Annotated in this window: 23 protein-coding genes; 15 read left to right on the top strand and 8 right to left on the bottom strand. The window is 65.0% G+C overall.

The window, feature by feature from the left end; translation table 11 throughout:
• The first annotated feature begins 24 nt into the window (after positions 1-24).
• On the top strand, positions 25-639 hold the full coding sequence (locus tag ASC75_RS23495; protein WP_055981377.1) for a LysE family translocator: 615 nt from the start codon (positions 25-27) through the stop codon (positions 637-639).
• A gap of 83 nt (positions 640-722) precedes the next feature.
• Here ASC75_RS23495 and ASC75_RS23490 read toward each other — a convergent pair whose 3' ends face one another.
• Complete coding sequence (locus ASC75_RS23490) at positions 723-1,664, bottom strand: nucleoside hydrolase (RefSeq protein WP_055981703.1); 942 nt, start codon at positions 1,662-1,664, stop codon at positions 723-725.
• A 131-nt stretch (positions 1,665-1,795) separates the two neighbouring features.
• On the opposite strand from ASC75_RS23490, the gene ASC75_RS23485 reads away from it, so the two are divergent.
• Positions 1,796-2,221 carry an Hsp20 family protein gene (locus ASC75_RS23485; protein WP_055981374.1) on the top strand — a complete coding sequence of 142 codons (426 nt, stop codon included), beginning with the start codon at positions 1,796-1,798 and terminating at the stop codon, positions 2,219-2,221.
• Between the two features lie 61 nt (positions 2,222-2,282).
• Positions 2,283-2,540, top strand: a complete 258-nt coding sequence (locus ASC75_RS23480) for a DUF1150 family protein (RefSeq protein ID WP_055981371.1) — start codon at positions 2,283-2,285, stop codon at positions 2,538-2,540.
• A 99-nt stretch (positions 2,541-2,639) separates the two neighbouring features.
• On the opposite strand, the gene ptsN is transcribed toward ASC75_RS23480, so the two are convergent.
• The 6 genes from ptsN to lptC form a co-directional block, all read right to left on the bottom strand.
• Positions 2,640-3,104: a PTS IIA-like nitrogen regulatory protein PtsN gene (gene ptsN / locus ASC75_RS23475; RefSeq protein WP_055981369.1), complete on the bottom strand. Its 465-nt coding sequence runs from the start codon at positions 3,102-3,104 to the stop codon at positions 2,640-2,642.
• 65 nt (positions 3,105-3,169) lie between these two features.
• Complete coding sequence (gene raiA / locus ASC75_RS23470; protein WP_055981365.1) at positions 3,170-3,754, bottom strand: ribosome-associated translation inhibitor RaiA; 585 nt, start codon at positions 3,752-3,754, stop codon at positions 3,170-3,172.
• A 280-nt stretch (positions 3,755-4,034) separates the two neighbouring features.
• On the bottom strand, positions 4,035-5,570 hold the full coding sequence (rpoN, locus tag ASC75_RS23465) for an RNA polymerase factor sigma-54 (protein WP_055981362.1): 1,536 nt from the start codon (positions 5,568-5,570) through the stop codon (positions 4,035-4,037).
• A 196-nt stretch (positions 5,571-5,766) separates the two neighbouring features.
• Positions 5,767-6,588, bottom strand: a complete 822-nt coding sequence (gene lptB / locus ASC75_RS23460) for an LPS export ABC transporter ATP-binding protein (RefSeq protein ID WP_055981359.1) — start codon at positions 6,586-6,588, stop codon at positions 5,767-5,769.
• Positions 6,588-7,088 carry an LptA/OstA family protein gene (locus tag ASC75_RS23455; protein WP_244487922.1) on the bottom strand — a complete coding sequence of 167 codons (501 nt, stop codon included), beginning with the start codon at positions 7,086-7,088 and terminating at the stop codon, positions 6,588-6,590. The genes lptB and ASC75_RS23455 overlap by 1 nt, the downstream gene beginning before the upstream one ends.
• A 49-nt stretch (positions 7,089-7,137) precedes the next feature.
• Positions 7,138-7,857 (bottom strand): LPS export ABC transporter periplasmic protein LptC, encoded by a 720-nt coding sequence (gene lptC / locus ASC75_RS23450; protein ID WP_055981352.1) that lies wholly within the window; start codon positions 7,855-7,857, stop codon positions 7,138-7,140.
• A 265-nt stretch (positions 7,858-8,122) separates the two neighbouring features.
• On the opposite strand from lptC, the gene sppA reads away from it, so the two are divergent.
• From sppA to ASC75_RS23390, 12 genes are all read left to right on the top strand, one after another.
• Entirely contained in the window at positions 8,123-9,097 is a 975-nt protein-coding gene (gene sppA, locus ASC75_RS23445) for a signal peptide peptidase SppA (protein WP_055981349.1), read from the top strand.
• Between the two features lie 42 nt (positions 9,098-9,139).
• Complete coding sequence (locus ASC75_RS23440; protein ID WP_055981346.1) at positions 9,140-9,424, top strand: integration host factor subunit beta; 285 nt, start codon at positions 9,140-9,142, stop codon at positions 9,422-9,424.
• Positions 9,425-9,465: 41 nt separating this feature from the next.
• Positions 9,466-9,798, top strand: coding sequence for a lipopolysaccharide assembly protein LapA domain-containing protein (locus tag ASC75_RS23435; protein WP_055981343.1), 333 nt, complete (start codon positions 9,466-9,468; stop codon positions 9,796-9,798).
• 37 nt (positions 9,799-9,835) lie between these two features.
• The gene (locus ASC75_RS23430) at positions 9,836-10,801 is read left to right on the top strand and encodes an ornithine cyclodeaminase family protein (protein ID WP_055981341.1); all 966 of its coding nucleotides are present in this window, start codon (positions 9,836-9,838) and stop codon (positions 10,799-10,801) included.
• A 154-nt stretch (positions 10,802-10,955) separates the two neighbouring features.
• The gene (locus tag ASC75_RS23425; RefSeq protein WP_055981332.1) at positions 10,956-12,050 is read left to right on the top strand and encodes a class I SAM-dependent rRNA methyltransferase; all 1,095 of its coding nucleotides are present in this window, start codon (positions 10,956-10,958) and stop codon (positions 12,048-12,050) included.
• The gene (locus tag ASC75_RS23420) at positions 12,047-12,883 is read left to right on the top strand and encodes an RNA methyltransferase (protein WP_055981329.1); all 837 of its coding nucleotides are present in this window, start codon (positions 12,047-12,049) and stop codon (positions 12,881-12,883) included. Before ASC75_RS23425 ends, ASC75_RS23420 begins: the two co-directional genes overlap by 4 nt.
• 9 nt (positions 12,884-12,892) lie before the next feature.
• Positions 12,893-13,384: a signal peptidase II gene (gene lspA / locus ASC75_RS23415; protein WP_055981327.1), complete on the top strand. Its 492-nt coding sequence runs from the start codon at positions 12,893-12,895 to the stop codon at positions 13,382-13,384.
• 354 nt (positions 13,385-13,738) lie between these two features.
• On the top strand, positions 13,739-14,428 hold the full coding sequence (locus ASC75_RS23410) for an SH3 domain-containing protein (protein WP_055981324.1): 690 nt from the start codon (positions 13,739-13,741) through the stop codon (positions 14,426-14,428).
• Positions 14,429-14,520: 92 nt separating this feature from the next.
• Positions 14,521-16,809 carry an ATP-binding protein gene (locus ASC75_RS23405; protein WP_082496729.1) on the top strand — a complete coding sequence of 763 codons (2,289 nt, stop codon included), beginning with the start codon at positions 14,521-14,523 and terminating at the stop codon, positions 16,807-16,809.
• Positions 16,810-16,959: 150 nt separating this feature from the next.
• The gene (locus ASC75_RS23400; protein ID WP_055981321.1) at positions 16,960-17,841 is read left to right on the top strand and encodes a GNAT family N-acetyltransferase; all 882 of its coding nucleotides are present in this window, start codon (positions 16,960-16,962) and stop codon (positions 17,839-17,841) included.
• A gap of 3 nt (positions 17,842-17,844) precedes the next feature.
• Complete coding sequence (locus ASC75_RS23395; RefSeq protein ID WP_055981318.1) at positions 17,845-18,198, top strand: MmcQ/YjbR family DNA-binding protein; 354 nt, start codon at positions 17,845-17,847, stop codon at positions 18,196-18,198.
• 29 nt (positions 18,199-18,227) lie between these two features.
• Entirely contained in the window at positions 18,228-18,704 is a 477-nt protein-coding gene (locus tag ASC75_RS23390; protein WP_055981316.1) for an SRPBCC family protein, read from the top strand.
• Positions 18,705-18,731: 27 nt separating this feature from the next.
• On the opposite strand, the gene ASC75_RS23385 is transcribed toward ASC75_RS23390, so the two are convergent.
• Positions 18,732-20,033: an NAD(P)/FAD-dependent oxidoreductase gene (locus ASC75_RS23385; protein WP_055981314.1), complete on the bottom strand. Its 1,302-nt coding sequence runs from the start codon at positions 20,031-20,033 to the stop codon at positions 18,732-18,734.
• Positions 20,034-20,085: the final 52 nt, after the last annotated feature.

Below are 20,085 nucleotides of genomic sequence, written 5' to 3'. Positions count from 1 at the left end.
CGGGCGACCGCCGGAGGAACGGACATGTCGCTCGAACTTTACGCCGCCTATGTCGTCGCCTGCATCGTCATCGTGCTGATACCGGGGCCGACCGTCACGTTGATCATCGCCTCGAGCATCCGGCACGGCACCCGCGCCGGGCTTGCCAATGTCGCCGGCACGCAGCTCGGCGTGGCCGTCATGATCGCCATCGTCGGCATCGGGCTCAACCAGATGATCGAAACGATGGGACACTGGTTCGAGTGGGTGCGGCTGCTGGGCGCGGCCTACCTGATCTGGCTCGGCATCCAGATGTTCCGTTCCAGCGGCAGGCTGGAAGCGGACGGTTCGCCGAAGCGCCCGCGTGGCGGCTTCTTCCTGCAGGGATTCCTGGTCGCCATCAGCAATCCAAAGACGCTGATCTTCTTCGGCGCGTTCATTCCTCAGTTCATCGACCCGACCGCCAACTACGCCCGGCAGATCGTCATCATGGGCATCACCGCCATGGTGTTCGCCGCGCTGTCGGATTCAACCTATGCAGTGGCGGCTGGCCGCGCCGGCAGGTTCCTGTCAGCCAGGCGCCTCAAGCTGATGACCCGGATATCGGGCACGTTCCTGGTCGGCGGCGGCGTGTGGCTGGCGTTTTCGCGGGCCAAGTAAGGCAAAGACACCGTTGGACATGAAAGGGGCGGCTCGCGCCGCCCCTTTTGCTTTCGCCCGTCATGTCCGGAGCGGAAACGTGACTACAGACGGCCGAGACGCTCGACCAGCAGGGCGAAGAAGCCGTCATGGTCGATGTCGCGCATGACGATGGCATTCTTCGGCCGCTTGGTGACGCCCCACCAGTCGACGACAGTCATGCCCATGGTGAGCTCCGAAGCGGTTTCGACGGTGACGTTGCAGTGGCGACCCTGGAACAATTCGGGCTTGATAAGGTAAGCAATGACGCACGGATCGTGCAGCGGACCGCCGTCGGTGCCGTATTTGCCTTCGTCATAGCGCTCGAAGAACTCCAGCATCTGGGCGGTGGCGAGGCCAACCCTGGTGCCAAGCTGGCGGAAGGCGTCGATGCGCTTGGTGGTGGTCAGCGCCTTGTGGGTGACGTCGAGCGGCATCATGACGATCGGCACACCCGAGCGGAACACCACGTCGGCCGCGTGCGGGTCGACATAGATGTTAAACTCGGTCGAAGGCGTGACATTGCCGCCTTCGAAGAAGCCGCCGCCCATCAGGACGATTTCCTTAATGCGCGGCGCGATCCTGGGTTCGCGGATGAGGGCGAGCGCCACGTTGGTCAGCGGGCCGAGCGGGCACAGCGTGACGGTGCCGGCTTCCTCGCGCATCAGCGTCTCGACCAGATAGTCGACGGCGTGCTGCTCCTCGAGCTTCATGGTGGGTTCGGGCAGTTCGGGGCCGTTGAGGCCGGTCTTGCCGTGGACTTCCTCGGCGGTGACGAGTTCGCGGATCAGCGGGCGGATGGCGCCGGAATAGACCTTGATGTCGGGGCGGCCGGCGAGTTCGCAGATCTTGCGGGCGTTCTTTTCAGTCAGCTTCAGCGGCACGTTGCCGGCAACAGCGGTAATTCCGAGGATATCGAATTCGGGGCTTCCGAGCGCCAGCAGAATGGCGACGGCATCGTCTTGACCGGGGTCGGTGTCGATGATGATCTTGCGCGGTACGGGCATTTTCTTTCCTTGTTGGGCAGGTTTTTTTGCAGTCTTGAAGTTGCCGACGGGGCGGACCATATCAACAACAGTCGGGAAAATGCCATCCGGGTTTTTCCGCATTATGTCGCTCTCGGAGGACAAGCTGTAACATGAGCCGTATGACGCCCTTCTCGAGCCCGCTTCTCCTGGGCTTCGACACGATGGAAAAGACGCTGGAGCGCCTTGCCAAGTCGGGCGACAGCTATCCGCCCTACAACATCGAACGCATCAGGGATGCCGACGAACGGGGCGAAAGGCTGCGGATCACGCTCGCGGTGGCCGGTTTCGCCGAAAACGATCTCGAAGTCACCGTCGAAGAGAACCAGCTCATCGTGCGTGGCCGACAGGGTGACGAGAAGGAGCGCGAGTTCCTGCATCGCGGCATTGCGTCAAGGCAGTTCCAACGCTGCTTCGTGCTGGCCGACGGGATGCGGGTGATCGCGGCCGATCTGAAGAACGGCCTGCTGTCGGTCGATCTCGACCGACCGGAAGCCGAACGCCTAGTACGGAAAATAAACATATCGGTAGCAGACTGACACTGCCGATGGCTCTCATGCGGGATGGCCGTGACGGCATCCTGGCTAGAAGGAGGCTACCATGCCCAATACTGCCCAGAGAAACACCATGACCACGGGTGAACTCGCTCATCTCGGCGAAGGCTCCGTCGCCTATCTCCGGAAGGTGTCCAGCGACGACCTGCTCGGCCGCTTCCCCGGCCTGACGCAGATCGATCCCGGCCTCGAACTGTGGGCGCTGTTTGCCGCCAATGGCGAGCCGATCCTGCTGTCGGATGCCCGTGACCGCGCCCTTGCCGGCGCCATGGAAAACGATCTGACGACCGTCGCCATCCACTGACCCTGCAAAGGGCATCGGCTGCACAGGCCGAGGTGACGGGCGAAACGGAAAAGGGCCGCACGAAGCGGCCCTTACCAAGCTTTTTTCCAACAATCGAAATCAGGCAGCGTGCGACGCAGGCGTTTCCGACAGAAGCGCGTGGATGGCCGACGCATCGCGCGTGCCGCGAATCTTGGCAACGGTGTCGGCATCGCGCAGCACGCGCGCGATCCGCGACAATGCCTTGAGATGGTCGGCACCGGCGCCTTCAGGGGCCAGGAGCAGGAAAACGAGGTCGACCGGCTGGTCGTCCAACGCCTCGAAGTCGACAGGCGTTTCCAGGCGCGCAAAGACGCCGGTGATGCGCTTTACCCCTGCGAGCTTTCCATGCGGGATGGCGATGCCATTGCCGACACCCGTCGAGCCAAGACGCTCGCGCTGTAGGATGGTGTCGAACACCTCCCGCTCGGGGATGCCGGAAATCGCTGCGGCCCTTTCGGCGAGAAGTTGCAAAAGCTGCTTCTTCGAGTTCGCCTTCAAGGCCGGCAGGATTGCCGGTACCTCGATCAGATCACTCAGATCCATGCTGAAATTCCCTTGCTGTGCTCACCGCCGCATTACCCCAAAACCCCACATGCGGTCGGCGGCGACTATCCCTGGGCGACCTTTGCGGTCGAGGGATCTATCCAGCCGATGTTTCCATCAGACCGGCGGTAGACGATGTTGAGATGCTCGTTGCCGGCATTGCGGAAAACCACAACCGGGCTGTCCTTGGTGTCGAGCTCGATGACCGCGGAAGCCACCGACATTGTCTTCAGGACCATCGTCGATTCGGCGACGATGGCGGGGGCGAAATCCTCGGGCACATCCTCGTCGTCGTCGACGAGGGCTGCGACCACCGAGTAGGCAACATCGGTCAACTCGCCGTTGCCTGCACCCAGATTGTGCGACTTGAGCCGGCGCTTGTAGCGCCTCAAGCGGGTTTCGAGCTTGTCGGCCGCCGCGTCGAACGCGGCAGTCGGTTCCTGGGCGTCTCCGGTCGCTTGCAACGACATGCCCGAATCGAGCCGCACCACGCAATCGGCGGTGTAGCGCGAGCCAGCCTTCACGACGTTGACGTGTCCGGAGAATCCACGATCAAAATATTTACCGATCGCTTCGCCGATACGTCCTTCGATGCGCGCACGAAACGCATCGCCAACATCCATGTGCTTTCCTGATATACGCAGGCTCATCTGAAAACTGACCTTTTCTGTTCAGACTTCAAACTGGTCCGAGTTTATACCCGTGGCCGATGCAAACAAGCTTTGCCTCGCTTGCCACACCGATTTTAAGTCCGAACCTGTCGGCTGATCTTGGGCCACCACCTGGCAGTCGCTGGCTCGTGTCGCAAGCCATCCTGTGCCGCATCTTTCCTTGGCGGGCTCAGCCCTCTTCATGCGGGCGGGCTTCTAGACACTTCATTAGGGATTGTCAATCAAGGGCCCGGATCGGGCCAAAAACATCACTTTTCGGCTAGCTGGCGGTGCCTGCGATCGCCCGCTTTTCGCGCCGGCGCTGGACCGACGAGGCAATGTTCATGCCCTCGCGGTATTTGGCGACGGTGCGGCGGGCGATGTCGACGCCGCTTTTCTTGAGGATATCCACAATGGCATCGTCGGACAGCACGTCGGAAGCCTGCTCCTCCTCGATCATCTGCCTGATCCGGTCCCTGACGGCCTCCGAGGAATGGGCATCGCCGCCTTCGGCAGACGCGATCGAGGCGGTGAAGAAGTAGCGCAGCTCGAACACGCCGCGCGGCGTCAGCATGTATTTGTTGGCGGTGACGCGGCTGACGGTGGATTCATGCATGCCGATGGCATCGGCGATGGTGCGCAGGTTGAGAGGCCGGAGATGGCGCACGCCATGGACCAGGAAGGCATCCTGCTGGCGGACGATCTCGGCTGCGACCTTGAGGATGGTCTTGGCGCGCTGGTCGAGGCTGCGCGTCAGCCAGTTGGCGTTCTGCAGGCACTCGGTGAGGAAGTTGCGCTCGCCCTGGTCCTTGGTGCGGCCCGTGACCTCGGCGAAATAGACCTGGTCGACCAGCACGCGCGGCAACGTCTCGGGGTTGAGCTCGACGGCCCAGCTGCCATCGGCAGCCTGGCGTACCTCGACGTCGGGCACGATGGTGTCGGCAGAACCGCCGGCAAAGCCCCCGCCGGGCCTGGGGTCGAGGGCACGGATCTCGGCCAACATGGCAAGCAAATCCTCCTCGTCGACGCCGCAGAGGCGCTTGAGGGTCTGGAAATCGCGCTTGGCCAGCAGTTCGAGATTGTCGACCAGTGCCGCCATCGCCGGATCGAGGCGGTCGCGGCGCGCGAGTTGGATGCGCAGGCATTCGGCCAGATCGCGCGCAAACAGGCCGGCCGGATCGAAATCCTGGCAACCGGCCAGCACCTTGAGGACAAAAGGCTCGTCGACGCCGAACCGCGCGGCGATCTCGGCGGCTTCGCCACGGAAATAGCCGGCTTCGTCGAGCCAGTCGGTCAGTTCCGAAGCAACCAGCCGCTCCGCCGGATCGACAAAGGCGAATGAAATCTGCTCGCCGACATGATCGCGCAGGGTGACGGCTGCTGCGGCCATATCCTCCATGTCGAAGCCTTCGGACGAGCCGCCGGGGCCGGAACCGCCGGAAGCCGACTTCCACTGCATGGCAAGATCGGGGCCCATCCGCTCGACAGCGCCGGGATCGTCGGGAAACAGGTTCTCGAGCGAGGTGTCGAGCTTTTCCGAGATGGCCTCGGAGCTCCAGCCGGCCTCGCCTTCGAACCAGTCGTCGCTCGGCGCAGCATTGGCCTCGCCCGGCGCCTCGATCTTCGGAAACTGGTCGCCTGAGGGGTCTTCGGGCGCTTCCGCGCGCTCCAGCAGCGGATTGCGCTCGATCTCGTCGTCGATGAAGCGCTCCAGTTCGGCGTGGGTGAACTGCAGCAGCCGGATCGACTGCATCAGCTGTGGCGTCATCACCAGGGACTGCGACTGCCGTAGCTGGAGTTTTGCCGACAGCGCCATTGTTCAGAGTCACCGATCCCGAGCGAGGACGGCCGAAAACCGGCACGCCTACCATGTGGGATAGAACTGGCCCAGCTTTTGCATGTCAAGCCGATTGGGGCTTATTTGCCGTGCAGGACGCCGCCGACGTGCCGCACCCACACGCTATGGCCACAAACCGCCGCCCACTTCGCGCGCAGGCTGCGGCGGAGCCGGATCAGAGGGTGAAGCCCTCGCCGAGATAGAGGCGGCGGACGTCGGGATTGGCGACCACTTCATCGGCGCGGCCATGGGTCAGCACCTCGCCGGCATGGATGATGTAGGCGCGGTCGATCAGACCCAGCGTCTCGCGGACGTTGTGGTCGGTGATCAGGACGCCGATGCCGCGCTTGGTCAGGTGGCGGACCAGTTGCTGGATATCGGCGACGGCGATGGGGTCGATACCGGCAAAGGGTTCGTCGAGCAGCATGTAGTTGGGCCGGCTGGCCAGGGCGCGGGCAATTTCGAGACGCCGCCGCTCGCCACCCGAAAGGGCAATCGCCGGCGACTTCCTAAGATGGCTGATATGGAACTCGTCGAGCAGCGCATCGAGCGACTTCTCGCGCTCCTTGCGGCTCTTCTCGACCACTTCGAGGATGGCGCGGATGTTGTTTTCGACCGACAGGCCGCGGAAGATCGAAGCTTCCTGCGGCAGGTAGCCGATGCCGAGGCGCGCGCGTCGATACATCGGCATCGCCGTGACGTCGAAACCGTCGATCTCGATGGTGCCCTGGTCGACAGGCACCAGGCCGGTGACCATGTAGAAGCAGGTCGTCTTGCCAGCGCCGTTGGGGCCGAGCAGGCCGACGGCCTCGCCGGCGCGCACCCCGAGCGTCACGCCGCTGACCACCTGCCTGCCCTTGTAGCTCTTGGTCAGGCCCTTGGCGATCAGCGTGCCCTGGAACTTGCTGTTCTTGGCAGTGCCCATTGTCGCGGGCGCGGCAAGCTTTTGCGCCGAGCCAGGCTTCAGACGCGACAACAGCGGGGATGCTTCCGTCATTATTTTTTCTGCGAACCCGGCGTAATCGACATCATGACGCGGCCATTGCCCTTGGCGCCCTTGTCGCAGCCATCGACCTGGGCAAGGCCGGTCTTCATCTGCACGGTCAGCTTGCAGCCGACCAGGACATTGTCGCCCTCGGACAGGACGACTTCCTTGCCGGACATCACCAGCACCTCGGTCTTCATGTCGAACGTACCGCGATCGCCGGTGGCAACCTGCTTGTCGGATTTCACATAGACCTTGTTGTCGACCTCGAGCCGGTCGATGTTGGCCGAGCCGGTCGCCGCCGAGCCGCCGTCCTTGGCGTAATAGACGGTCATCTTGCCCGACTTCATGACGGTCGGGCCCTGGGTGACGCTGACATTGCCGGTGAAGATCGCCAGGTTCTCCGATTCGCGGACCTCGAGCTTGTCGCTCTCGATCTGGATCGGCTGGTCACCAGACAGCTTGAGGCCCGAAAGCCTGCTCTGGCTTTCCTGGGCGTAAGCACCCGTCACGCAAAGCGCTACCCCTGCGCATGCTAGGGCGGCCAATGACCGCCAAGACCTAATTTGCCGCACTCCCGCCTCCGCTGCCATTCTGTGCCGCCTTCATTCGCGCCGGATCGATGTCCATGCGCACACGCTTCTCAAAGACGACAACCTTGCCGTTCTCAAGCATCGACATCGAATCGGACGTGATCCGCGAACCGTCAAGGCTTATTTCGACGGGTTCCTCGGTCTTCATCGCACCGCTGCCCATGTCGAGATACGCCGATTTGAGCTTGGCGACCATTCCGTCGCTGGTCTTTACCGTCACTTGTTCGGTCAGATTGAGCGTATTGCCTTCGCGGTCGTAGATGCCGCGTGCCGCATCGACCGAGGCGACGTTCTCCGCCGAGATCGGCAGATTGGCGTCAATGCCATGCAATTCGACGACGCCCTGGTTGGACGGATCCTGCACCGCTCGGTCGGCGGTCATCGAATAGGGCAGATTGTCCCGGGTGAAACCGCTGAGCTGGGGCTTGGCCATAACCAGCTTGCCTTCCGAGAAGGCAGCCCCTTCGGCCTTGACCTGGAGGGAAGGCGGTGCGGCAAGATAGGAATAGCCGCCGAACAGGGCGGTAAGCGCCACCGCGGCGGCCGGCAAGGCGCGCTTGAGGAAACGGACCCGGCGCGAATGCCGCGCCGCAAGGTCGAAGGCATCGGCGCGCGACGTCGCAAGCGCGATCGCGGTGTCCACCGCAACGCCGCTTCCGCCGCCGCTCGTCTCGATTGGTCGCGCCAACGCAAATGTCCTTCTTCGAACTATCCAGGCCGCACTCAGGCCGGCACGGTGAAACGGATGAAAGCCACAAAAATATGACCATAAGGTCAAAGAGTTGCGGCCGAACGCGCAAAAGCCGCGCGCCGGCTGCCGTAATGCAAACCCGAATATGGCTATTTACCTTACAAATCCAAGGTCCCGCAACGGCAGCTGCGTCAGGAAAGCGGTGGCTCTCGCCAAACCGTTGCGATAAAAGCGCAGGCTTGCACAGCATGCGAGGCCCGCAATGTCCATGAAAGCCGACGATCTGATCGACCGACGCCGGTTGCGGCGCAAGCTCACTTTCTGGCGTATCGCGGCCTTCGTCATCGCCGCAGCGGCCATCATCGGCCTGTCGACATGGCTTGCCGGCGAGCGAATTCCCGGTGTCGCCAGCGCTCACATCGCCAAGATCAAGATCGAAGGCACCATCACCGAGGACGAGGACCTGCTCGACCGGATCGACCAGGTGCGCAAGTCCGCCTCGGTCAAGGGCGTGATCCTGTCGATCGATTCGCCCGGCGGCACCACCGCCGGGGGCGAGGCGATCTTCGATGCCGTGCGCAAGCTGGCCGCCGAAAAGCCCGTCGTCGCCCAGGTCGGCACGCTGGCGGCATCGGCCGGCTACATGATCGCCTCGGCCACCGACCACATCGTGGCGCGCAAGTCGTCGATCGTCGGCTCGATCGGCGTGCTGGTGCAGTTTCCCGACCTGACCGGCCTGATGGACAAGCTCGGCATCAAGCTGGAAGAAGTGAAGTCGTCGCCGCTGAAGGCCGAACCCTCGCCCTTCAACCCGACGACCGACGAAGAGCGCGCGATGATGCGCAACATGATCCTCGACAGCTACGACTGGTTCGTCGGCATCGTCGCCGAGCGCCGGTCGATGTCGAAGGCGGAAGCCACCGCACTCGCCGACGGCTCGGTGTTCACCGGGCGTCAGGCGCTTGCCAAGAAGCTGATCGACGAAGTCGGCGGCGAAGACCAGGCCATCGCATGGCTCGGCACCAAGGGTGTCGACGCCAAGCTGTCGGTGGTCGAGTGGAAGCCGGCCGGCAGCGGCAGCATGTTCCTGCCGAAGGCGCTCGCCCAGGCACTTGGCCGCACGCTCGGTGTCGGCGACTTCTCCTCGGAACTGATCAGGGAAATGGGCGCGGAACGCTTGTTCCTTGACGGTATGCTGTCGCTCTGGCAGGCTGAAAAAGCCGTGTCAGGCGACTGAAAAACAAACAAAATCATCATAATCTCGACGGGGACCGCGCACATGATCAAGTCTGAACTGGTGCAAATCATTGCGACTCGCAATCCGCATCTTTTCCTGCGGGACGTCGAGAACATCGTCAGCGCCATCTTCGACGAAATCACCGATGCGCTGGCCGACGGCAACCGTGTCGAATTGCGCGGCTTCGGCGCTTTCTCGGTCAAGAACCGCCCCGCCCGCACCGGCCGCAACCCGCGCACCGGCGAATCCGTCGAGGTCGAGGAAAAGTGGGTGCCGTTCTTCAAGACCGGCAAGGAGCTGCGCGAGCGCCTGAACTCGGCGAAATAGGCCGGCGAGCAGCCAACCCGGGGGCTCAAACGGGAAGACTTATGTTCAATCGCTTCATGCTCATCATCGTGTTCGTGCCGGTGGCGATCGTGCTCATCGCACTCGCCGTGGCCAACCGCGCCGCGACCGCCTTCACGCTCGATCCGTTCAACCCGGGCAACCCCGCGCTGACCGTGCAGGTGCCGCTGTTCGTGCTGCTGTTTCTGGCGCTGGCGCTCGGCGTGATCCTCGGTGGGGCGGTGACCTGGTTCAAGCAGGGCCGCTACCGCAAGGTGGCGCGCCAGCGCGGGCTCGAAGCCGAAAGCCTGCGCCAGGCGGCAGCACAGCGCCCGCCAGTTGCGCCGCAAGGCCCAGCACTGCCGCGCCCCAACTGATCCGCTCCGGCGCCCGGCGCCATTCAGGGAGACTTCCATGCTGCACTTCTCAGCCGGCGACATCGACCGGGCGCTGACCTTTCCCGGACTGGTCGAGACGTTGCGGACCGCCTTCCGCGACGGCGCGGTGCAGCCGGTTCGACACCATCACACCGTCGAGCGCGCCCAGGGCACGGATTCGACGCTGCTGCTGATGCCCGCCTGGACCGACTTCAAAGCACCGGGGGCTGCCGCCGAAGGCCATATCGGGGTCAAGATCGTTACCGTCTCGCCCGACAACAACGACATCGCCAAGCCCGCCGTGGTCGGTCTCTATCTCCTGCTCGACGGGGTCACCGGCGAGCCGCAGGCGCTGATGGACGGACCACGCCTGACGCAATGGCGCACGGCCTGCGCCTCGGCGCTCGCTGCCAGCTACCTGGCGCGCGAGGACGCCTCGAAACTGCTGGTGATCGGCGCCGGCGCGCAGTGCCAGTTCCTCGCACGCGCCCACGCCGCGGTGCGGCCGATCAAGGAGATCCGCGTCTGGAACCGGACGCTTGCCAATGCCGAGAAGCTCGCCGCCTCGCTGCGTGGCGACGGTTTTGAGGCGAAAGCCGTGTCGGATCTCGACGCCGAGCTCGCCTGGGCCGACATCATCACCGCCGGCACGATCTCGACGGTGCCGCTGGTCAAGGGCGCGAAGCTCAAGCCGGGCTGCCACGTCGACCTCGTCGGCGGCTTCACGCCCGGCATGCGCGAGGCCGACGACGACGCCATCGGCAGGGCACGCGTCTATGTCGACACCCGCGCCGGCGCCACCAAGGAAGCCGGCGACATCGTGCAGCCGATCGCCTCGGGCGTGCTCAAGGCCGACGACATCGTCGCCGACCTGCATGAACTCGCCCGCGACCAGAAGCCGGCGCGCCAGTCCGCGGACGAGATCACCCTGTTCAAGTCGGTGGGCGCCGCCCTCGAGGACCTCGCCGCCGGCATCGCCGTCTACAAGGCACTCAAGGCATAGCCGTCACGAACTCCGGCATGCATGGCACAGCACGCTTCCGGCGGCACGACGAGCCCTGCCGGAAGTCAGCCCCTCCGGGCGCGCGACAGCCCGTCCGGTTGCGGTGGGCGGTACCCTGTGTCAAAAGCGGCCAACCATCCGGAGACGCCGTTCCTTGAAGCACCCGCGTGACAAACGCCGCGACAGCCGCCCGCAGCCACCCCGCAAGGGCGGCGCTGCTCCCGTGCAGGCACGCGACCGCGTCGAGCGGCCACAGGAACGCAAGCCGGAACCGCAGCGACCTGCACCGCGCCAGGACCACCAGGCGGAGCCGAAGGCCGAGCCGCGCAAGCTGGTGCGCCGGGAAGGCGCGCTTCCGGCCGAGCGCCTGCCGCTGATCCTCGAGGTGGCGCCCAACGACGATTACGCCCTTTTGGACAGCGGCGACGGCCAGAAGCTCGAACAATATGGCCCCTACCGCATCGTCCGGCCCGAAGGCCAGGCGATCTGGCAGCGCGCGCTGCCGGCCAGGGACTGGGATCGCGTCGACGCCATCTTCACCGGCGACACCGACGAAGAAGGCCTTGGCCGCTGGCGTTTCCCCAAGGAACCACTCGGCGAGACCTGGCCGATGCGCCATGACGGCTTGCACTACCAGGGCCGTTTCACCTCGTTCCGCCATGTCGGCGTCTTTCCCGAGCAGGCGACCCACTGGGACCACATGGCCCGGTTGATCGAAAACGCCAAGCGCCCGGTCAAGGTGCTCAACCTGTTCGGCTACACAGGCCTCGCCTCGCTGGTCGCCGCACGCGCCGGCGCCGAGGTCACCCATGTCGACGCCTCCAAGAAGGCCATCGGCTGGGCGCGCGAGAACCAGGAGATGGCCGGCCTCGCTACCAAGCCGATCCGCTGGATCTGCGAGGACGCGATGAAATTCGTCGAGCGCGAGGAGCGCCGCGGCAGCCGCTACGACATCATACTGTTCGATCCCCCGGCCTATGGCCGTGGCCCCAAGGGCGAGGTCTGGCAACTGTTCGAGAGCCTGCCGGCAATGACCGACATCTGCCGGTCGATCCTGACACCGAAGCCGCTGGCCGTGGTGCTGACCGCCTATTCGATCCGCGCCTCGTTCTTCGCCATCCATGCGCTGATGCGCGACACCTTCGCCGGCATGGGCGGCACCATCGAATCGGGCGAACTCGTCATCCGCGAGAAATCAGCGGGACGCGCACTTTCGACATCGCTTTTCTCACGCTGGGTAGCCCAATGAGCGAACACCGCACCGGGGCGCCTGGCCGCGTCAAGGAAGTGACCAGCCTGGCCAACCCGCTGGTCAAGGACATCAAGGCGCTGGCGCTGAAGAAATTCCGCGACCAGCAGAACGCCTTCATGGCCGAAGGCCTGAAGCTTGTCATCGACGCGCTCGACCTCGGCTGGACGATCAAGACGCTGATCTTCGCCAAGACCGGGCTCGGCAATCCGGCCATCGAGAAGGTCGCGGCGCGCACGGTGGCTTCCGGTGGCGACGTGCTCGAAGTCTCGGAAAAGGTCCTGACGGCGATCACCCGCCGCGACAATCCGCAAGCCGTGGTCGGCGTATTCACCCAGCGCTTCGTGCCGCTCAAGGACATCCGCCCGAAGAGCGACGACGTCTGGGTGGCGCTCGACCGGGTTCGCGATCCGGGAAATCTCGGCACGGTCATCCGCACCGTCGATGCCGTCGGCGCCAAGGGCGTGATCCTGGTCGGCGAAACCACCGACCCGTTCTCGCTTGAGACCGTGCGCGCGACCATGGGCTCGATCTTCGCCGTTCCCGTCGCCAAGACCACCCCCGAAGCCTTCCTCGCCTGGCGCAAGGAATTCCCCGGGACCGTCGCCGGCACCCACCTCAAAGGCGCGGTCGATTACCGATCCGTCGATTTCGGCAGCCGCCCGGTCCTGCTGATGATGGGCAACGAACAGCAAGGGCTGCCGGACAATTTGGCAAACGCCTGCGACAGGCTGCTGCGCATCCCGCAGGCGGGCCGTGCCGATTCGCTCAACCTGGCGGTCGCCACCGGGGTCATGCTGTTCGAGATCCGGCGCAACGCCCTGAAGCTTTAGGAGCATCGTGTGAAGCCAGCCGCATTCTACGGGCTCGTGACGGTCATCGCCGTCGCCATCGACCAGTGGATCAAGGTGCTCGTCGAAGCCAACCTGGTCATGCAGGAGAAGGTCGACGTGCTGCCGTTCCTGGCGCTCTACCGCACCTACAACACCGGGATCGCATTCTCGATGTTCTCGAATGTCGGCGACACCGGCCTGATCGTGCTGACCGGCATCGTCATCGCCTTCGTGAGCTACCTGGCTGTCCGCACGACCCCGGAGCAGACCATATCGCGCTTCGGCTTCGCGCTGATCGTCGGCGGCGCGCTCGGCAATCTGATCGACCGCACCGTCTACGGCCACGTCATCGACTACATCCTGTTCCACACGCCGGTGTGGTCGTTCGCCATCTTCAATCTTGCCGACGTTTTCATCTCGCTCGGCGCGGCACTCGTGGTTCTGGACGAGTTCCTGGGCTGGCGGCGCAGTCGGCGTCCGACGGCCACGTCCGACGAATAGTCCAGGCCTTCACCGGCAACGCCGGGCCGGCCTCGGGGCGAATCAAGTTGTCTTACGTTCTGTTATCGCGGCGTGAAGTTAGACGGAATTTCCCAGAGACTTCATTTAGCGGTTAAGAATTTTTTGACGATGGTCGCAATCGGGTCCAAGCTCTGCCACAATCGGTGATCATGGTGCGTTCGGCGGACGTGCCGAAAGGCACCGCCTAAACTGTCTTGCGGCCACGTGGCGAAGATTTGCGGGTCGAAACGACAGGTGGGGACGCTCGATATTGCGAGCGCTTGGGGCCTGAGTGGAGAGTTGCTTGTGAAAATGCCCTTCGGGTTGGGCGCAGCGAATCAGCCGCGCTCCGCTATGATGTTCACAAAGACCGAGCCAGCCTCGTGGCGCGAGAATGCGCCCAACCGTGGCCTGGTCTGCGGCGTCCTTGCCATGACCGCGCTGATGAGCATAACCGCCGTATCGGCGCTGTTCATCCTGCCGCATATGGGCCAGCACTCCGCCGACGCGGTTCAGCAAGAGGTCCAGCAGGCCGCCGCCGAACCGGCACGGGAAAAGATCACCACCATCACCGCCGAGCCGACCGGCCGCAAGGAGCGGGTCGCCACCTCGCGCAGTTCGATCCTGGTCTCCGAAGCTTCCGCATCGGAAGCGTCCGACATGCCGCTGGCCGCCGATCCGCGCTGGGCGCAGGTCGTGGCCGCAGGCGCAACCCAGCCGCTCGAAGCGATGCCGGCCATTCCCGGCGCCGAAAAGGTGATCGCAAAAGATCTTAGCGAAACCGCACCGCTCGCGCTGGCCAAGACCGATCCGGGCGAGACTTCCGCCGTCAAGGCGCTCCAGGCCGAGATCAAGACCAGCGAAGGCACGCGCGGCGGCACGGTCAAGCGGTCGGTGAACATGCGCGCCAAGCCCCAGAAAGGCGGCGCGGTTCTGGGCGTCATTCCTGCTAAGACCGCCGTCGAGGTGGTTTCGTGCACCCAATGGTGCGAAATCGTTTTCAACGGCAAGCGCGGCTACGTCTACAAGAGCTACGTCCAGTAGTTCGCACGGTCCCGACCCCAAAAGCGCGCGACCGCTAAAATTCGAACTATCCGCCAAAATCTTCCCTAAGCTCTCCGCGCTATGATTCCGCCATGACGACGGAATCCGAAACAGCGGAAGGAAAGACGACACAAGGTGGCGCCGATATCGGGGCCGGCCCAGCAACGTCGCACCGTCGTATCATCACACCGCCAGCGCTGGCGCCGGAACTGCCAAAGGAGCCGCCGCGCGGCCTCTATTTCGTCACGCTGGTGGCCGTTCTCGTGCTTGCCGGCCTCTCTCACCTGACTGGCGCGCCCACCTTCATCAGCCTCGGCCTGTTTGCAGCCGGGCTCAGCGGCCTGGTGCTGCTCGCCCGCAGCCTGGGCGAGCGCGAACGCGCCGCGGAAGCGATCACCGAAAGCGCCTCGCGCAGCCGCGCCGAGATCGAAAACCTCGCCGACCGCATGTGGGAGCTGCAGGAAAGCGAAGAGCGCTTCCGCGGCCTCATCGACGCGCTGGGCGACCTGGTCGTGCACCGCGACCGCGACGGGCGCATCGTCTATGCCAACAAGGTGTTCGCCGATCTCGTCGGGCAGGATCAGCGCGATCTCGCCGGCCGCACACTGTCTGAAATCGGCGTCGACGTCGGCGTGGTGCCGGACGCGGCCTTCTCGGACGGCGAATGCCTGAGCTCGACCGATGTCGGCATCCGCTCGGCGGGCATGGTGCGCTGGTTCTCGTGGATCGAACTGTCGGTGCGCGACAAGAACAGCAACGCGGTGTCGCACCGCGCCATCGCCCGCGACATCACCGCCCGCAAGCGTGCAGAAACGGCGCTGATCAGCGCGCGCGAGCGGGCCGAATATGCGAGCCAGGCCAAGTCGCGCTTCCTCGCCACCGTCAGCCATGAGATCCGCACGCCGATGAACGGCATCATGGGCATGGCCAAGCTGCTGCACGACACCGAGCTGTCGCCGGAACAGCGCACCTATGTCGGTGCTGTCTCGACCTCGGCAAGCGCCCTGCTGGCGCTGATCGAGGACCTGCTCGACTACTCCAAGATCGAGGCCGGCCGTTTCGACCCCGAGCCCCAGCCGATGTCGCCGCGCGAAATCGCCGACAATGTGATCGAGTTGTTGGCCGCGCGCGCATTCGGCAAGGGCATCGGCCTCGGCTGCCACGTCGCGCCCAACGTGCCGCAGATGATCACCGCCGATCCCGGCCGCGTGCGCCAGGTGCTGCTCAACCTGATCGGCAACGCCATCAAGTTCACCGACGCGGGCGGCGTACGCCTGACGGTCGAGCGTACCGGCGACGATCACCCCGGCAGGATCCGCTTCACCGTCACCGACACCGGCGCCGGCCTGCGCGCCGAAGACATGGAGCGCATCTTCGAAGAGTTCGAGCAGGCCGACGGCACCTCGACCCGCTCGCATGGCGGCGCGGGCCTCGGCCTCGCCATCTCCAAGCGCCTGGTGAACTCGATGGGCGGCACGATCGCCGCGCGGAGCATGCCCGGCGAGGGCTCGGAGTTCTTCTTCGACCTGCCGGCCTATGGCGCCACCGACGGCACGCCGACGAAAACCGACATCCTGGCCGGCCGCTGCGCCGTGATCCTGTCCCGGAATACCACCGAGGCCGAAGCGATCGCCGATACCATCCGCGCCCATGGCGGCCAGGCCAATGTCGTCGTCACCCCTGAGCAGGCGGCAGCCATCGCCGATGGCTGCAATGCGATCCTGGTCGACGCGGCGATGGAAGAAAACGACGGCCGGGTGCTCAGGCAGTTGCGCGAAAACGGCTTTGCGGCAAGCGAGGCGGTGACGCTGATCGCACCGACCGACCGAGGCCTGCTGGGCGAATTGCGCGCCAGCGGTTACTCGACCTTCCTCGCCAGGCCGGTGCGCGCCGAAACGCTGCTGCGCGTGCTGCTGGCGAAGCAGAATGGCCTGCAGCCGCAGCCGGCGAGCCGCCACGCCGCGGCAAAGCCGGCCGCGAGCCGTCACCTGCAGGGCCTGTCGGTGCTGATCGCCGAAGACAACGAGATCAACGCCATGCTGGCCCGCGCCGCATTGCTGAAGGCGGGGCACCGAGTCGATGTCGTCAACAACGGCAAGGCCGCCGTCGAAGCCGTGACGGGGGCCGCCCGCAAGCGCCGCTACGACGTCGTGCTGATGGACATGCACATGCCGGTAATGGACGGGCTGGACGCGATCTCGGCCATCCGCAGGCACGAAGAACAACATGGCCTGGCTGCGGTGCCGATCATGGTTCTGTCCGCCGACAGCCAGGAAAAAACCCGCCATGCCGTGCTTGCCCACGGTGCCAGCGGCTTCGTCACCAAGCCGCTCGATCCCGACGTGCTGATCAATCTCGTCGAGCAACGGGCAGCGGCCTAAACTGCAACCGACTGATTTTCCTAGCCGGCTAGACTGTGTTGCCGACCGACCAAGCCTTGCCCGGGCGGGTCGATCACGATACTGTCACAATCCTGTAGCACCGACACCGTATCCCCGCGCCAGGAGGGATGGCTCGAAGGAGAATCACCCGTGCATACAGCCTTGCCGGACAGTGACACTCAGAAAGCCAATGGCGCCAAGGTGACCGTGCCTTCCAAACCCCTGTTGCCCGAAGCGCCGCTTGGACGGATCGGAACGCTCGAGGTTCGCCTCGCGCGCAACGAATCAGAGATCGCCGCCGCCCAGGAAGTGCGCTACCGCGTGTTCTTCGACGAGCTCGGCGCGAGGAAGCAGGCCCTGCACTCGATCGACCGCCGCGACGCCGACCGGTTCGACGACATCTGCGACCATCTGCTGGTCTTCGACACCTCGATTGCCGGCCCCGAGCATCGCCGCATCGTCGGCACCTACCGCCTGCTGCGCCAGGAGCGCGCGACGGAAGCCGGCGGCTTCTATTCGGACGACGAGTTCGAGCTCAACAAGCTGATCGCCCGGCACCCGGGCCAGCGCTTCCTGGAACTCGGACGCTCCTGCGTGCTGCCGGAATACCGCTCCAAGCGGACCATCGAGGCGCTGTGGCAGGGCATCTGGGCCTATCTCAACCGCTACGACATCGACGTCATGACCGGCTGTGCCTCGTTCCACGGCACGATACCGGCGGCACATGCCGAAGCGCTGACCTATCTCGCCCACCACTGCCGTACCAGCGCCGACTGGGATGTGCGGGCGGTGGCAGGCCGTTATTGCGAGATGGACCTGATGCCGATCGAGGCGGTCAATGCCAAGGCGGCGATCACGGCCATGCCGCCGCTGGTCAAGGGCTACCTGCGCGTCGGCGCCAAGATCGGCGATGGCTGCGTGATCGACCACGACTTCGGCACCGTAGACGTCTTCGTCGTCATGCCGGTCAAGGAAATCGGCACCCGCTACATCAACTATTACGGCGGCGAAACGCAGCGTTTCGCGGCGTAGGCGGTGGCTGAAGACCTCCAGCCCGCCTTCGACAAGCTGCGACAAGCAGCCGAAGGGCTGGCGGAGGTCGTCGAGGGCACCTCCTACGGCACGCCGTCGCTTCACGTCCGCAAGAAATTCCTCTGCCGCGTCAAGGACGCCGACACGGCTGCGGTGATGTGCGCGCTGGAGGAGAAGGAGATGCTGATGGAGGCAGACCCGCATCTCTATTTCGAAACCGCCCACTACAAGGGCTGGCCGGTCGTGCTGGTGCGCGTCCACGACATCCCGCCCGACCAGTTGCGGACCCGTCTCGAACGCGCCTGGCTGATGCAAGCACCGAAGAGCCTGGCCAAGGCACGGCAAGGGGCGGGCTGATCAGACAGCGGGACGGGGCGGAGAAGCGCATGGCAAGCACGGAGCAGACCAGACGCACCGACACCGGGTCGCGCCTCATCAAGGCTGCGCCCTCGGTCATCTACCGCGCGCTGGTGGAGCCGGAGGCTGTGGCCAGCTGGCGCCCGCCAAAAGGCATGCGGGGGGAAGTCCTGGCCTTCGATGCGCGCGAGGGCGGCAGCTTCCGCATGGCCTTCATCTACGAGGAGGCCGGTTCGCACGGCAAGACCAGCGACAACGCCGACGTGTTCGAGGGCCGCTTCGCCGAACTGGTGCCCGACAAGCGAGTGGTCGAACTTGTCGGGTTCGAATCGGACGATCCCGCCTTTGCCGGGACGATGCGGATCGTGACCACGCTTGCACCGGTCGATGGCGGCACGCTGGTCAGCGTCAGCTGCGAGGACGTGCCGGCGGGAATCGGCGAGGACGACCATCGCGAGGGGATCGCCTCGTCCCTCGAAAACCTCGCCGCCTTCGCCGAAACATAGAGCCGGCTTGCGCCGGCCGCGCAGGCTTTACCCCATCCTGCCCGAAACCGGCGGCTCGGCCTGTCTGCCCAGCGACTGTTCCGCCGCATCGCCTTGGGTGATCAGCCGCGCGCTGCGCTGGTTGCGGGCATGGATCCAGAGCCAGTTGATCGCCACGCTGAGCCGGGCGCGCGAGCCGATCAGGAAGTAGATATGGGCAGCACCCCATAGCCACCACGCCAGCGCGCCGCGCAGCCTGATGCGGCCGAAGTCGATCACCGCGCGCCGCTTGCCGATCTGGGCGAGGCTGCCCTGGTGGCTGTAGCGGAACGGCATCGCTTCGACCTTGCCGGCCAGCCGTGCCTTGATGATGGCGGCGACGTGCTTGCCCTCCTGCTTGGCCGCCGGCGCGATGCCCGGCACCGGCTTGCCGTTCGGGCCCGCCACGGTCACCGTATCGCCGACGGCAAATATCTCGGGATGGCCCGGGACCGTCAGGTCGGGCATCACCTCGAGCCGCCCTGCCCTGTCGGCAGGCCCGCCCAGCCACTCGGCCGCCGGCGAGGCGCGCACCCCTGCGGCCCAGATGATCGTCTTCGTCGGCAGCCTGACGTCGCCATAGGTGACGCCGTCGGCGGTGCAGTCGGAAACCGCGCGTCCAAGCTCGACCTCGACGCCGAGCTTGCGCAACGAACGCAGCGCATAGTCAGAGAGCTCGTCAGGGAAGCCTGCGAGCACGCGCGGCCCGGCCTCGATCAGCACGACACGGGCCCTGGCCGTGTCGATGTTGCGGAACTCGCGCGGCAGCGTGTCGCGCGCCAGCTCGGTGATCGTTCCGGCCATTTCCACCCCGGTGGGGCCGGCACCGACGATGACGAAGGTCAGCAATGCCGCCTGCCTCAGAGGATCGGTCTCCCGCTCGGCCTGCTCGAAGGCCAGAAGGATGCGCCGCCTGATCGTCGTGGCATCCTCGAGCGTCTTCAGGCCAAGGGCGAAGGGCTCCCACTCGTCATGGCCGAAATAAGCGTGGCGCGCACCGGTCGCCAGCACCAGCGTGTCATAGGGCACCGCCTGACCGTCCTGGAGCAGCACGCTGCGCCGCCCGGCATCGACGCCGGTCACCGTCGCCAAAACCGTGGTGACCTCGGGCCTGTCGCTGACCAGCGAGCGGATCGGCCACGCAATCTCCGAAGTCGCCAGCGAAGCGGTCGCCACCTGGTAGAGCAACGGCTGGAAAAGATGATGGTTGCGACGGTCGATGAAGGTGATGCTGACGGACGCGCCGGCCAGATCCTTGACGACTTCCAGTCCGCCGAATCCGGCGCCGACGACCACTATCCGATGCTGCATCGTTTCTGTCCTCTGCCTTGCCGAGACCACGTAAGACCGGCTTTCCTGACAG

It is taken from the genome of Aminobacter sp. DSM 101952 (assembly GCF_001424795.1).
Classification (GTDB): Bacteria; Pseudomonadota; Alphaproteobacteria; order Rhizobiales; family Rhizobiaceae; genus Aminobacter; species Aminobacter aganoensis.
The sequence above is the reverse complement of the archived record's forward strand: the minus strand, read 5'-3'. Positions and strand labels throughout refer to the sequence as shown.

Bases quoted from the DNA above. Each gene is read 5' to 3' on its own strand.
- ASC75_RS23385 (WP_055981314.1), bottom strand. From the start codon at position 20,033: ATGCAGCATCGGATAGTGGTCGTCGGCGCCGGATTCGGCGGACTGGAA.
- lptB (WP_055981359.1), bottom strand. From the start codon at position 6,588: ATGACGGAAGCATCCCCGCTGTTGTCGCGTCTGAAGCCTGGCTCGGCG.
- ptsN (WP_055981369.1), bottom strand. From the start codon at position 3,104: ATGGATCTGAGTGATCTGATCGAGGTACCGGCAATCCTGCCGGCCTTG.
- ASC75_RS23435 (WP_055981343.1), top strand. From the start codon at position 9,466: ATGTTCAATCGCTTCATGCTCATCATCGTGTTCGTGCCGGTGGCGATC.
- ASC75_RS23420 (WP_055981329.1), top strand. From the start codon at position 12,047: ATGAGCGAACACCGCACCGGGGCGCCTGGCCGCGTCAAGGAAGTGACC.
- ASC75_RS23410 (WP_055981324.1), top strand. From the start codon at position 13,739: ATGATGTTCACAAAGACCGAGCCAGCCTCGTGGCGCGAGAATGCGCCC.
- raiA (WP_055981365.1), bottom strand. From the start codon at position 3,754: ATGAGCCTGCGTATATCAGGAAAGCACATGGATGTTGGCGATGCGTTT.
- ASC75_RS23430 (WP_055981341.1), top strand. From the start codon at position 9,836: ATGCTGCACTTCTCAGCCGGCGACATCGACCGGGCGCTGACCTTTCCC.
- ASC75_RS23480 (WP_055981371.1), top strand. From the start codon at position 2,283: ATGCCCAATACTGCCCAGAGAAACACCATGACCACGGGTGAACTCGCT.
- ASC75_RS23440 (WP_055981346.1), top strand. From the start codon at position 9,140: ATGATCAAGTCTGAACTGGTGCAAATCATTGCGACTCGCAATCCGCAT.
- ASC75_RS23390 (WP_055981316.1), top strand. From the start codon at position 18,228: ATGGCAAGCACGGAGCAGACCAGACGCACCGACACCGGGTCGCGCCTC.
- ASC75_RS23490 (WP_055981703.1), bottom strand. From the start codon at position 1,664: ATGCCCGTACCGCGCAAGATCATCATCGACACCGACCCCGGTCAAGAC.
- ASC75_RS23485 (WP_055981374.1), top strand. From the start codon at position 1,796: ATGAGCCGTATGACGCCCTTCTCGAGCCCGCTTCTCCTGGGCTTCGAC.
- rpoN (WP_055981362.1), bottom strand. From the start codon at position 5,570: ATGGCGCTGTCGGCAAAACTCCAGCTACGGCAGTCGCAGTCCCTGGTG.
- ASC75_RS23405 (WP_082496729.1), top strand. From the start codon at position 14,521: ATGACGACGGAATCCGAAACAGCGGAAGGAAAGACGACACAAGGTGGC.
- ASC75_RS23495 (WP_055981377.1), top strand. From the start codon at position 25: ATGTCGCTCGAACTTTACGCCGCCTATGTCGTCGCCTGCATCGTCATC.
- sppA (WP_055981349.1), top strand. From the start codon at position 8,123: ATGTCCATGAAAGCCGACGATCTGATCGACCGACGCCGGTTGCGGCGC.